The following is a 13,257-nucleotide window of genomic DNA, read 5'->3' as shown; positions in this document are numbered from 1 at the left end:
GCTTTACGATAATAGTTCCGGATGATGCATTGGATAGTTTTGAAGGATATGTGATGGAAAATTCTAAGACGGTTTTGGGTAAAAATCTTACCATCAATCTACACCGTTTTGGGAGTGTAAAACAACTGTTTACCGGAGTAATCGCCAATATCCGCAACAAAAAGGAAAACGGATACGGAAAACTTTTCATCACAGGTTATGCACCAAGTATTTTGCTTGAAAACGGAAAAGACTGCCAAAGTTTTGAGAATAAAACCTTAGAACAAATCATAAAAGAAGCCGTTTCGGAATATCCAGAAGAAGCCAAAGTTTTGGTAGAAAATCCTAATACCAAATATACCCTTCCGTACACGGTTCAGTACAAAGAATCGGATTACCATTTTATCAAAAGACTGGCAAAGAGATACGGAGAGTATTTCTATTATAACGGACAGCAATTGGTTTTCGGAAACAAAGTACAGCCGATTGTAACCTTGGAAGAAAATATAGATTTGATAGAGGTTGAGTTTGAAATGAACATCAAACCTCAGGAGTTTAATTATTCTGTATATGATGCCCAAGGCGGAAGCAAGGTAGATAATCAGTCCTCATCGGCGCAGGTTCAGTTCAAGGAAAACCCTTATCAGGCAATTGCCATCAATGCATCGAAAAACGTATACAAGAAAACGCCCGAAATGCATTTCAATCATACCGGAATTTCTGAGGGAACAGATAAAGAACTGAAAGAATCGATAAGAAGAGAAAAAGAAAACAGAGAAAATCTGGTTTTGGTACGAGGAAAAAGCAAAGACCCTGAACTAAAAATAGGAGGGCGAGCAAAACTGATTGATATCAACGGTAAAGCTATGGAAACCTACCGTATTATTGAAATCAAACATTATCACGATGGCAACACATATTACAACGAATTTGTAGGAATTCCGGATTTATTCAATGCTCCTTATCAGACCGATGAAGCCATTCCTTTTGGAGAGGAGCAACCTGCCAGAGTAGTCGATAATAACGACCCGATGGGAATGGGACGCATAAGGGTACAATTTCCATGGCAGGAAAAGAAAGGTGAGAAATCTCCTTGGTTGCGATTGATTCAGCCACATTCAGGAAGCGGAAAAGGATTTCATTTTATTCCAGAAATCGGGGAAGAGGTTTTGGTAGGTTTTGAATCCCAAAACGCCGAGAAACCTTTTGTAATGGGAACGCATTACAACGGAGCAGAAACGAGTTCTTACCACACCAGCGGAAATGACAAGAAAGTCATCCACACAAGAAGCGGCACGAAGATTATCTTGAACGATGCGGAAGGTTCGGTTTTCATCGAAGACCCGAGTGGAAATACTTATCTGATGGATGGAGCAGGAAATATTAATGTAAATGCACCGAAGAATATGACTTTTACGGCGGGGGAAGACATTAATATTACAGCTGGAAAAAATATGAATACCAATGTAGGAATGAATTCTACCGAAACCGTTGGAGTGAATAAAACAGTTGGGATAGGAATGATGAGTATGCTGAATGTCGGAACTGATTTTATTACGAATGTTTTAGGTAAACTTACTCATTATGTAAAAGGAGATATGGAAACGTATGCTGAAAAGGAACATAAAGCGGTGGCTATAAAAGGTATGGAAATAAGTAGTGAGAGCAAAATTGAGCATCATGCCGAAAAAGAGGTACAAAATAATAGTGGTGAGAAATCTAAAAATCATTAAAAATGAGTATCCAGTATTTTGTAGAAGGTAAAATAAAAAGCCAGATAAAGGGAGATTATCTTGCGTATTCTAAAGAGAATATTGTTCATAATACTGTAATTTCTGTAGAGCAAAAGGGCAATGATACAGGTGTGAAATACGGGAATGCAGAAAAAATAAATACTGAAGATAAACCTACTAATCTACTAGACGTAAGTTTGAACCTTTTTTTTGACGGTACACAAAATAATAAAACCAATACCGAATTAGGCAAAGACTACGAAAAGTCTAATCACGAGGATGATAGTTACACTAATGATTATTCTAATGTCGCACGAGGATATGATGCAGTAGACCCAAATGCTGAAAATCAAGTTGCTGAATATATAGAGGGAATTGGTACAGAAGATGGCGAAGGTGAAATGTATTTATGGGGAAACGTTCCTCATGAAAGTATTCTTTTTGGAACAGGTTCTCGAGGAGTAATGGCGAAGGTTATAAAAGGCTGTAGAAAAGGAGCTGAAAAACTTGCAAAATATGCACAGAAAGACATTCACCTTAAAGTAAATGTGTTTGGTTTTAGCAGAGGAGCAACTGCTGCAAGACACTTTTTACATATTGCCAATTCTTCGGCAAAAGTAATAGAAAACAGCTCGGGTATATATGCTCTTTCTCCCAAAAATGAAAATTCTTTAAAAGACGCTGTAAAACTGAAAGAACGACATCCAATTACAGATAATTATGGCTACTTTGGAGCATGTTTAAGATATTGGGATGTTATTCCCCAAAAGATAACTTTCAATTTTGTTGGGCTGTATGACACTGTGGCATCGTATGGGCTTAATCATAGAGGAAAAGGGCCTATTGATGGCGATACAAAACAGCTTGGATTAAACGCCGTTAAAAAAGCATATTTTGTACTACAAATAGCCTCCGATGATGAGTTTAGAGATAATTTTGATTTAACGAATATCAATAGTGCCAGTGTAAAGGGATTAGAATTTACATTACCAGGGGTACACTCTGATATTGGGGGATGCTATGTAAATGGTAGTAAAGAAATTGTAGATTTGTATCAGGAAGAAGGGAGTTCTATACAATGTGAAAAATATCGTAAAATATTGATAGATGAAGGCTGGTACGACCCTACGCAAATATATATTCAAAGACTTTCTCCTCACAGAGAAGGAGTAGATGCCAGATATATTTTGAAAGGTGAAAGAGTGTTATTTAATATTTATGATAGAATATCACTTAATACAATGATTTATTATTCACAGCAGGAACAATTTGGTGTAAAATATGAACAAAAGCGAGTGGGGGAGCATAAAATTTCTGATATGTTTTTAGATTCAATCTACAATCAGTTAAAAAATTATATGAATGCTTGTAATTCTCTACGCAATACTTATGTGGAAGAATATAATAAGACCAATTCTTCGGGAGATTATCTTTCAAAAATAAAATCTATACATTATGAAGATTTTATAGATATCAATGACCTCAAAGAATTAAGAAACAAATATCTTCATTGGTCTGCTAATGTTACCAAAATAGGATACGGACCTAGAGTAGGAAAAGTAGCTAATGGAAAGGAACGCAAAAGAAATATACAATATGGATAATATTATATATAAAGTCACTAATAATCTAAAATCTATATTATTATTTATCCTGTGCTTTAATTTAACACAATGTCAACAAATGAAAGATGAAAAATTGGCTTTTCAGGTAGAAATTTCACACCCTGAAAATAAATATGAAATAGCTCCGGTTTTTGACAATATCAAAACTCTTGAGGGAACTCATGCAGGTTTACCTTATGGTCATTCTTCTGGACGATGGGGAGATTCTGGTAAGGGTTGGACAGAACAATACGGAACCCCAATAGGAGCAGATATTACTTATTATGCTGATTACGAAAATAAGTTTTACCGGTTGAATGTAGATTTTCCTTTGGAGAAGATAAAAGATTATATGGAACGGGCATATTCAAGAAAAGATGATTTGGATGACGAAACTCAAGAGTATAAAAGACTGGGAAGGGGTTACGAATCGGGAGGAGGAAAAGCGTATGATAGTTTTACGACTTTGGTCTTTGGTTTTGCTCCTAAAGGTATGGTGGTTGTATGGCTAAATTTTGGAAATACCCGAATCGAGTTGGATAGGTATCAAGCAATTCCACTTACAGATGCTGTTGAGATATCAAAAGCAGAGGAGAAATATATGAGAACGTACCGCATAAGTCCTGAAAGATATATTGAATCTCAAAAGCAATATTTTATTCCTGATGCAAGTCCAAAAGAATGGGATGATTACAGACAACGTTACACTTGGCGCCCTGTGGTAAGCTCGTCTAATCCCAAATTTAGATTGTTTGAAGTGCTTAATTACACCTATAACGGAGAAAAAGAAGGAGCGTTAAGACCTTGGGTATTAAACATGCCTTATAAAGAAAGAGCAATCCCCAGGGAGATGGTTTTTACTTGGGAAACAGGAAAAGAAAAACATGAGCAACTCAATGCACGAGCATTTTTCAATTGGCAGAAAACCAATGAAGCATTTAAAAAAGCAGGAAGTAAGATAGATATGCAGGTAAAGATTGCCGAAGATAATAATTCTATAGAAATTTTATTAAACGGAAAACCTTTAGAAACTGATAGTATACGTATTTATCAATGGTCTGGCGATTATAAGGAAAGTTATAGATAAATATTATGCATGAATTATGAGCTAAGAGTGGAAAAAGTAACAGGTGGAAATATAAGTTAAAAATATACAGAATGGATAACAGATTTATAAAAATAATATCATCGAAAAGTACATTATCCATCTTCGGATTATTTTACTATATCATGTGCTTTGGGCAATTAATACCTAATTTAGAAGGGTATTATTATTTTAAAGAAAATAGTGCAGGAGTTTATATTTATGATCAAAACAAATTCTTGGTTGTTGGGTATGGAACAGCAGTAAAAGGTACTATTGAAATTATCAACAATGAAGTAGAATTTAAATCAGATCACCCAAATTCTGAGCTTCTATTGTTTGGAAGAAAAACATTAGGAGAAAAACAAATAATATTCGAAAACAACTTATTTAGAAATAAACTATCTCTTGGAAAACCTTCACATAATAACGACCAAATATCGTTATATGATATAAGTCCTGAAGAAAATGATTATTGTACTTCAAATCAATATTTTTTGCCTCTTTCAGAAATTCCAACTTCCATATTTTTTTAAACGCATGAAGTATTCGCTTATTTTCCCACACTTAAAAATTATGATGAATTTGTCCTTATGTATATGAAGAAAGATGAAGACGTATCTTTTTTAAATGGACAATTAAAAATAGAAAATGGAGTTTTAGTTGTTAATGAATTTGTTCTAAAACAAAATGAAAATGAAGATATAGATGAGCTTAAAAAAATTATTGAAGACATTGAAAAAGTAGATTCTACTTTTGAAGAAGATTATTTATACCTAAACTCAAATTATCATGTCGTTTATTCTGATAAAATAAATTTGAATGATTATTCTTATGATAAAATGCAGAATCAATATAACGGTAAAAAAGAATTACATGAAGACTTGACTACCATTTATAAATTTGATAAAATAAAATCCATTGAAAAACCCGTAAAAAACCTTAAGTTTTATAATGCCGAATCTCTCAAAACAAAATGCTTAAGAACGCCGTATATAATAAAGAAAGAAGAAGATGAAAAATATAGGGAAACTTATCCTATGAAAACTGTAGAAATAAAACCACTATAAATTTTGTGGAGTTGTTACTTTTTTAAGACAACAAAGCAATACTTTTCATACAACATTTCATTCCTGAAATCGGCGAAGAAGTTTTGGTAGGATTTGAATCCCAAAACGCCGAGAAACCTTTCGTCATGGGAACGCATTACAACGGAGCAGAAACAAGCTCTTATCACACCAGCGGAAACGATAAGAAAGTCATCCATACGAGAAGCGGCACGAAGATTATTTTAAATGATGCGGAAGGTTCAGTTTTCATCGAAGACCCGAGCGGAAATACTTATCTGATGGATGGGGCAGGAAATATTAATGTAAATGCACCGAAGAATATGACGTTTACGGCTGGGGAAAATGTCACTATTACCGCAGGAATGAATATCACTTCTAATGCAGGAATGAACATCTCGGAAACAGCGGGAGTTAATCACAACAGTTTTGCAGGAGCAATGATGATGCAGAATGCTATTTTAGATTATTCTTTGATGACTGCGAATATTACGGAAATTGCTCAGGGTGAAAGAAAAGCTAAAGCGAAAGAAGTAACAGACCAATCTAAAGAGAAAAAGATTGTATCTGAGAACAAGAATGAAGTCCATACAAAAGGAAGTTTTGATAATAATAGTGGTGAAAATTCAAAATTACATTAATAATGGCAGGAGGAAAAATTACCCGAATTGTTGGAGGTACTAACAGCATAGAATGTGAAACTTGGACAGTTTACACAGATAACTTTACAGCTTATGCAGGAAAAGGAAGCCATTTTACAGCTGATGGAGGTACAAATATTGGAGAACCGAAAGACCCGCCACCTGCCGGAAAATACTTTGTAAAAGGTTGGTGGACAGATGAAAAAGATAATCCTATTAAGGAAGCTAGCATCGGAGACAAAGTAAAATTTCATCTACAGATGCAAAACATCCCCAAAAATGATGAAAAACGAAAGGTAAAAATGGAATTAAGGGATTTTGAAGAATTTTCCCTACTCTATTATATTCTTGGGGCAAAAACGGGTAACTTTAAAGGATATAATGATATTTCTATAAAAGCGCATAACGAAAAAGGGGATGTCTATTCTAAAGAATATTGGGAGATTGACTCTTCCAACAAAATAGTGATAAAACTGAATTTGGAAGGTGAAAGCCTTATAAAGTTGATGGCTCAGGAATCGGATGCCAATCTGGAGCTGTATTTCAGATGTTCCTATATTAACCCCGATGGATATATTGAAGTATTGCATTTTCCGGAAATGGAGTCGGATTATCTTAAACTAAATCCTCCACCTCTCGTAGAGCCTATAGTTTTTGTAGAAGCTTCCAAAGAGCATAAACTACCTGCCATTTATTCTGCAGATGACGGTAATCCGTGGTATGTAAACATTCAGAGTCCCAAAGCTCCTCTAGAACAAATTGCAGAAGAAGCTGATGGTATTGTAGGAGACATAGAAATGATAAAAAATTTCTTTGCTGAAGGAGGAGGAGATTCTTTTGAGCCTGAAGAAATAAATAAATGGAGCCAGCGTTCGTATGACATAGCTGTTCGTAAACTCAGCAAGGGTGAGCTTGTTTTCAATGACGGCACAAAAGGCACTACGAGTCGTTTGCATAGATATACTGTTTCTGATATAGACGGACGGTATAATGAACAAGTATTGATGGGAGTAAACCGTGGGAAGTTTAAAAAAGGAATAACCAGCAAAGGAATTAACCAACTGGAAGCTCAGGCAAACAGAGGTGTGGCAAAAGTTTTTAAAACCGTTGGAGAGCTCAACCCACTTTGGGATACTATCTGTGATGTTGCCGATATTTTGGTAGCAGCTGCCAATGGAGAAAGACCTCCCTTGCCTTTTACCCCACCGTTTGTGACGGATATTGTTAATAGAATGAAGCAGGAAGATGATGAGTTTATTATTGATAATTGGAATAAGGAATTGCAAACAGCTATTAAATCAGGTATAATTAGTTTAAGAAAAGTTGTCAATTCTGGTATTAATCAAAAATATATTTTAGGCTTTAAATTAGTTGAAATATCAGAGGAATTATTAAGGGAAATATTGTGTAAAGAGTATAAAGAATACGACAGAAGTTCAGCAGATTTTGAATCTTATCTTATTAACGAAAGTGAAGGAAAAAAAGAAGCATCTATATTAATACGTTCAGTCGAAGGTTTGGATGATTATAGCAGACCAACAGTTTTCCATTATATTTACGCAATTTATATACAAGATTTAAAAATATGAGAAACTTATTTAAACTTTTAGTTCTAATACCATTATTATATTCATGTCAAAAATATAACAACTCTCCTTTTGATGAGAAAGAAAAAAAATTGCGTCAATATCCAGTAGAAAAATCAAAAACAATTGTATTGGACTCACTTTGGGATAGAAGAGACTCTCTAACGTATTTGAAACTGAAAAATTTAGAAATCATTGCAATGAATGAGACTACGCATATTCCCAATTGGATTAGTGAATTTAAAAAATTAGAAATTTTTCAAGTTATAAATGAAAATAAGAAAATAAAGTCAGTACCTAGTGATATTGGAAGACTATCTAATCTTATTCAATTTGAAATACAAAATAATAATGTAACGAAATTACCAAGTTCTTTTTACAAACTTACAAACTTAAAATATTTAAATTTAAGTAATAACCCTATAAAATTTATTGACAACAAAATTGGAAATTTAAAGAAATTGGAAGTTTTATCATTAGATAGTACAAAAATAAAAGAAATCCCTGCTACTGTTTGTAATCTAGATAAATTAAAAATTTTGAGTATAAAAAATACAAATATTCATGCTTTACCGAGCTGTATGATGTATCTTAATGATTTGACTACATTGGATATATCTTTAACACAAATTGGCAGTTTTCCCATTGAGATACTTAATGCTCAAAAATTAGATTTAATAGATGCAAAAGGTTTGAAATTAAAAAACTATCAAGAAGTAAAAGCTATCTGTGAGATGAAAAATATAAGATTTTCATATGATGAATAATAAATTTCTTTGGTTGGTGTTATTGTTTCCATTATTATATTCCTGTCAGAAATATAACAATTCTCCTTTTGATGAAAAAGAAAAATTTTTAAGACAATTTCCTATTGAAGATACTAAAACTATGGTTTTAGATTCTTTATGGGATAAAAGAGATTCTTTAACTTATCTGCGTCTTAAAAATCTTAGAACAATAGCAATGAATGAGGTAAATTATATACCAAATTGGATAGGAGAATTTAATAAGGTAAGAATTTTTCTTGTTGTAAATGAGAAAAATAAAAAAATAAATAAAATTCCTTTAACCATTGGAAAGTTATCGAACTTAGTGCAATTTGATATTAAAAATAATATGGTTTCAATGCTACCAAATTCTTTTTATGACCTTACAAGTTTAACTTATCTTGATTTAAGAAATAATCCAATTATCTCTATTGATAATAAAATAAGTCATTTTGTAAATTTAGAAAGTATAAGATTAGATAATACTTTGATAAGTAATTTGCATATTGATTTCTGTAAATTACAAAAATTGGAAACTTTGGTGTTAGAAAATACAAAAATAAAAGAGCTTCCAAGTTGCTTAGGCAATCTACAAAATTTAGACTGGCTCAACGTTTCAGGAACTCAGCTGACAGAATTTCCTCTTGAAATATTAAATGCTCCTAAATTGGAAACCATTGATGCTAGAAGATTAAAGTTAAAAAATTACAAAGAAGTAAAAGCTATTTGTAATGAAAAAAATATTAGTTTTCATTATGATGAATAATAAGCCATGGACAATAGAATTGACAAACTAAAAAATATGCAAACCAACTTATTAATAGATGTTGTTAAGAACTACAAACAATATGGCTATCCGGTTGAGTTACGCGAATCAGCAATTAAAATTTTAGAGGAGAGAGGAATTAAACAAGAAATACTTCAACTTTCTGGAAATTTAGAGAATAATAAATTTGATAATGCTCTAGATGAGTACAAAAAATATAATTCAAACTCTATTATTGCTTTTGCGATATATGTAATTTCTCTATTTGTATTTACCAATAGCCCAGTATTTTCAATAGTATTATATTTAATATCTCTTATTTTTATTGCCTTTTCTTTTTTGAATATCAAAAAAATATCTCAAAGCATAAAAGACGAAGACTTAGATTATTCTATACTATTTATTGCCTTTAGTCTTATATTTTACTTTTTCTTTTTTTTCATAGTGAGAAAACAAGTAAAGGATAAAATAATGTTGATTAGATAACTATTATAAAGTTAATATTATTAAAGTATTAATCTCTTATTAATTTCATTCCAGAAATCGGGGAAGAAGTTTTAGTCGGATTTGAATCTCAAAATGCCGAGAAACCCTTTGTAATGGGAACACATTATAACGGTAGCGAAACAAGTTCCTACCACACTTCAGGAAATGATAAAAAAGTCATCCACACAAGAAGCGGAACGAAGATTATTCTGAACGATGCAGAAGGCTCAGTTTTCATCGAAGACCCAAGCGGAAACACTTATCTGATGGATGGAGCAGGAAACATTAATGAGAACGCGCCGAAGAATATAACGTTCACGGCAGGGGAAAATGTCACCATTACCGCAGGAAGGAATATAATGCAAAAATTTAAGGTTTAATCTTTCACAAAGAGGGAAATTCAAAGAAATTGTTAATTGATAAACTGTAAATCTACAATACAATTTTCAGGGAAATCTTTGTCATAATAAAGAGATGTATATTTTTGCATTTGGAAATAAGTAGTGACAGTTTCTATAGAATGAGGGAGTATTATTTCCTTGTAAAAATGCTGATCATTTACTTCATACGCTAATCTTACACAAGTTTCGAATTTTTTAGATTGATAAAATAAGTTTCTCTTAATCCAATAAAAAGGAATAAAAACATTGATAGCACTTTGGAGGTCGTTGTCATCATTAACTTCTTTTTGCCAGATTTGGGTTATTGAATTTAATAAATTAATTTCTATTTTAATTCCATTATCAAGCAAATTATCAATCCGAATATCATTATTAAACTCTCTGGTTTTATAAGCTGTGGTTTTCGAAATATATCTATATAAAAAATATAATGCTGATAAAATAGACAATATAATCAATATATAAATGATAGTCGGAGAATGGTCACGAGAGTAATGGTATCTGTTAAAATATCTCGAATATTCTTTCCCAAATAAAAAAAGATTCAGACAATTAAAAAAGAGAAAAGTATTAAAAAATTTTTTTAACGTGTTGAGGGGGTTCATCAAATTTGTGTTTAAAAGATAAATCTAAAAAAGTCTTAAGTTTAAAAACTTAAGACTTTGATTTGCAGAAAGGAAGGGATTCGAACCCTCGATACAGTTACCCGTATACTACCTTTCCAGGGTAGCTCCTTCAACCACTCGGACACCTTTCTTTTTGAGATTGCAAAAATATGTTATTTTATTGAATCTGCAAATTATTTGTTCGATTACTCGGAAATTTCACCACAAAGACTTTTAGTGAAATTATCAGCAAAATTTCCTTGGTAATTTGGGTTATCAATGAGATGCATAGATTTTGTAATGGCACTTTCTGCTGTAATGTCTTTTCCGCTTATTGCACCAATTTTTGAGAAAATATTAGAGTTTTCGTATTTTCCAAATGTAATTCCACCTGAAATACACTGACTTACAACTACTATTTCAGTACCATTATTTCTAATCTGTTGAAGTGTTTCCAGTGTTTTCTCACTGCTGAAAATAGTTCCTGAACCAAAAACCTGAAGGATAAGGACTTTCATTTTCGGAATTTCCTTGAAATGATTCAAGCTCATTCCTGGAAAAATTCTCCAAAACAAAATATCTTCACAAATATGGTCGTCTACATGAAATTCTATCTCAGAATTGCAACGGTGAAGATTATCCTTAATAATATTCAAATGTACACCAGATTGTCCAAGAATAGGGTAGTTGGGACTGGCATATGCATCAAAGTACTCAGCTGAATATTTTAAGGTTCTGTTTCCTCTTAGTAATTTGTATTCAAAATAAATGGCAACCTCCTGTATGACTGCTTCATCATTTTCATATAAACTTGCGTAATATATACTCGTTAAAAGGTTTTCTTTTGCATCTGTTCTTAAATCCCCAATCGGAAGCTGAGAACCTGTTAAAATAACTGGTTTTTTCAATCCTTTTAACATGAAACTTAATGCAGAAGCAGTATAAGACATAGTGTCTGTGCCGTGGAGAACCAAGAATCCGTCATATTTTTCATAATTCTTGTGAATATAATGAGCAATGACTTTCCATTCTTTTGGTCCCATATCAGAAGAGTCGAGAGGTTTGGCAAAAGGATGAACGTATACTTCGCATTCCATCAACTTCATTTCGGGCATTTTTTCAAAAATATTTCCAAAATCAAATGCACGAAGGCTTCCGGTTTCATAATCCTTTTCCATACCAATGGTTCCACCGGTATATATCAACAGAACTTTTCGTTTCATGTAGTACTTTTATTAGATTTTCGAGCCTTTATCAGGTTCATTCCTCAAAATTACGTTAATTTGCAAAGATTTGAAAATAGATGAAAGATTTAGCGCAAACTTTTGAGTATTTAAAACAGTTTTTAACAGAAGAAAGATTAACGAAAATTGAACATTTTTCTCAGGAAAGCTCAGATTTTGTACTTCCTGTGATGGATGATGTATATCAATTTAGAAATGCGGCAGCTATTATCAGGTCGGTTGAGGCATGCGGTTTTCATAAAGTTGTTGCGATGGAGGAGGAGAATGTTTTTAATCCGAATCTTACCGTGACTAAAGGTGCTGAAACGTGGGTTGAGGTAGAAAAAATGCCTCAAAATATTGCTTCATTACAGAATATTAAAGACAGAGGATATAAAATTTTAGCCGTTTCATTAGAGAAAAATGCGGTTATGCTTCCTGATTATCAAATTACGGAGCCGATTGCCCTAGTTTTCGGAACTGAACTTAAAGGTGTTTCTGAGGAAGTAATTGATTTTGCAGATGAAACATTGGCAATTCCTATGTATGGTTTTACGAAAAGTTTTAATGTTTCTGTGGCGGCAGGAATTTGTATGTATGAACTAAAGCAAAAGCTACTAAAATCGAATATTGATTATAAATTAAGTGAGGAAAAGCTATTGCGGATGAAAATCCGTTGGGCAGTAAACTCTATGAGAAGCGGACAGCAGATTTTTGAAAAATACCTAAGAGATAATAAACTAAAACATTTGTTTTAAATAAAGTAAAAAAAAAGAGCGTAGAGTGTTTCTACGCTCAATTTATTTGAAAGAGTTAGATTAATCGATATTTCCCCAAAAGGCCCATTCAACACCATCATAAAAACAAACTAATTTTTTTTCAGGGTCGTAGCACATCATTCCTGCAGTAGGAGATTTTACATTAACTACAGGATTTATGACTTTAGGTAAAATCATAGCTTTGTCAGCAGACTCTAAGACTAATACACCTTTTTTTGCATCAGATTCTGCCCCGCCAATAATAACCCCGATAGATTGATCCTTCTCAGCTCCTGGGAGTAATGTATTTACTGCTCCAGTTTTTCCGGTTAGCTCTATCCAGTCCACACCATCGTAATATTTTACCTTGGCGGTTGAGCCATCAAAAACAAATGTCCCCTGAGAAGTTTCAGTCATGGTAGTAACATCATTTACTTGTGGTAATATGATTCCTTTGGTTGTACCGGCTGGGAAATCAACTAAACCACTTCCTTCGATAGTGGCTGTATCAAAGCCCACTTGAGCGTTTGTAGTTATTGATAAAAAAAATAGAGTGA

The 13,257-nt window shown here is 32.9% G+C and carries 14 protein-coding genes, 1 tRNA gene and 1 pseudogene; 12 read left to right on the top strand and 4 right to left on the bottom strand.

Annotated features, from left to right (window positions below; genetic code table 11):
• The 11 genes and pseudogenes from OH806_RS09670 to OH806_RS09620 all read left to right on the top strand — a co-directional run.
• On the top strand, window positions 1–1,712 hold a 1,712-nt coding region (locus OH806_RS09670; protein WP_264743465.1), incomplete at its 5' end, for a type VI secretion system Vgr family protein.
• A 2-nt stretch (window positions 1,713–1,714) separates the two neighbouring features.
• Complete coding sequence (locus OH806_RS09665; protein ID WP_264743464.1) at window positions 1,715–3,316, top strand: phospholipase effector Tle1 domain-containing protein; 1,602 nt, start codon at window positions 1,715–1,717, stop codon at window positions 3,314–3,316.
• A 79-nt stretch (window positions 3,317–3,395) separates the two neighbouring features.
• Window positions 3,396–4,403 carry a DUF2931 family protein gene (locus tag OH806_RS09660; RefSeq protein WP_264743463.1) on the top strand — a complete coding sequence of 336 codons (1,008 nt, stop codon included), beginning with the start codon at window positions 3,396–3,398 and terminating at the stop codon, window positions 4,401–4,403.
• 71 nt (window positions 4,404–4,474) lie between these two features.
• On the top strand, window positions 4,475–4,936 hold the full coding sequence (locus OH806_RS09655) for a hypothetical protein (RefSeq protein ID WP_264743462.1): 462 nt from the start codon (window positions 4,475–4,477) through the stop codon (window positions 4,934–4,936).
• 63 nt (window positions 4,937–4,999) lie between these two features.
• Entirely contained in the window at window positions 5,000–5,470 is a 471-nt protein-coding gene (locus OH806_RS09650) for a hypothetical protein (RefSeq protein WP_264743461.1), read from the top strand.
• 83 nt (window positions 5,471–5,553) lie between these two features.
• Window positions 5,554–6,108, top strand: coding sequence for a hypothetical protein (locus OH806_RS09645; RefSeq protein WP_406567614.1), 555 nt, complete (start codon window positions 5,554–5,556; stop codon window positions 6,106–6,108).
• A gap of 2 nt (window positions 6,109–6,110) precedes the next feature.
• The gene (locus OH806_RS09640; RefSeq protein WP_264743459.1) at window positions 6,111–7,697 is read left to right on the top strand and encodes a hypothetical protein; all 1,587 of its coding nucleotides are present in this window, start codon (window positions 6,111–6,113) and stop codon (window positions 7,695–7,697) included.
• Window positions 7,694–8,461, top strand: coding sequence for a leucine-rich repeat domain-containing protein (locus tag OH806_RS09635; RefSeq protein WP_264743458.1), 768 nt, complete (start codon window positions 7,694–7,696; stop codon window positions 8,459–8,461). The genes OH806_RS09640 and OH806_RS09635 overlap by 4 nt, the downstream gene beginning before the upstream one ends.
• On the top strand, window positions 8,451–9,227 hold the full coding sequence (locus OH806_RS09630) for a leucine-rich repeat domain-containing protein (protein ID WP_264743457.1): 777 nt from the start codon (window positions 8,451–8,453) through the stop codon (window positions 9,225–9,227). Before OH806_RS09635 ends, OH806_RS09630 begins: the two co-directional genes overlap by 11 nt.
• A 6-nt stretch (window positions 9,228–9,233) precedes the next feature.
• Window positions 9,234–9,713, top strand: a complete 480-nt coding sequence (locus tag OH806_RS09625; protein WP_264743456.1) for a hypothetical protein — start codon at window positions 9,234–9,236, stop codon at window positions 9,711–9,713.
• Window positions 9,714–9,757: 44 nt separating this feature from the next.
• A pseudogene (locus OH806_RS09620) lies at window positions 9,758–10,072 on the top strand (phage baseplate assembly protein V); the annotation flags it as partial.
• Between the two features lie 53 nt (window positions 10,073–10,125).
• Here the strand turns inward: OH806_RS09620 and OH806_RS09615 are convergent.
• The 3 genes from OH806_RS09615 to OH806_RS09605 form a co-directional block, all read right to left on the bottom strand.
• On the bottom strand, window positions 10,126–10,563 hold the full coding sequence (locus OH806_RS09615; RefSeq protein WP_264743455.1) for a hypothetical protein: 438 nt from the start codon (window positions 10,561–10,563) through the stop codon (window positions 10,126–10,128).
• A 221-nt stretch (window positions 10,564–10,784) separates the two neighbouring features.
• A tRNA-Ser gene (locus tag OH806_RS09610) sits at window positions 10,785–10,871 on the bottom strand.
• A gap of 54 nt (window positions 10,872–10,925) precedes the next feature.
• On the bottom strand, window positions 10,926–11,942 hold the full coding sequence (locus OH806_RS09605) for an asparaginase (RefSeq protein WP_264743454.1): 1,017 nt from the start codon (window positions 11,940–11,942) through the stop codon (window positions 10,926–10,928).
• Window positions 11,943–12,022: 80 nt separating this feature from the next.
• Here OH806_RS09605 and OH806_RS09600 point away from each other — a divergent pair, with 80 nt between their 5' ends.
• A complete protein-coding gene (locus OH806_RS09600) occupies window positions 12,023–12,700 on the top strand; it encodes a TrmH family RNA methyltransferase (RefSeq protein WP_264743453.1) in 678 nt (225 codons plus the stop codon).
• Window positions 12,701–12,760: 60 nt separating this feature from the next.
• Here OH806_RS09600 and OH806_RS09595 read toward each other — a convergent pair whose 3' ends face one another.
• Window positions 12,761–13,219, bottom strand: a complete 459-nt coding sequence (locus OH806_RS09595) for a hypothetical protein (protein ID WP_264743452.1) — start codon at window positions 13,217–13,219, stop codon at window positions 12,761–12,763.
• Between the last annotated feature and the right edge of the window lie 38 nt (window positions 13,220–13,257).

It is taken from the genome of Chryseobacterium oryctis (genome assembly GCF_025971925.1).
GTDB lineage: Bacteria > Bacteroidota > Bacteroidia > Flavobacteriales > Weeksellaceae > Chryseobacterium > Chryseobacterium oryctis.
The sequence above is the reverse complement of the archived record's forward strand: the minus strand, read 5'-3'. Positions and strand labels throughout refer to the sequence as shown.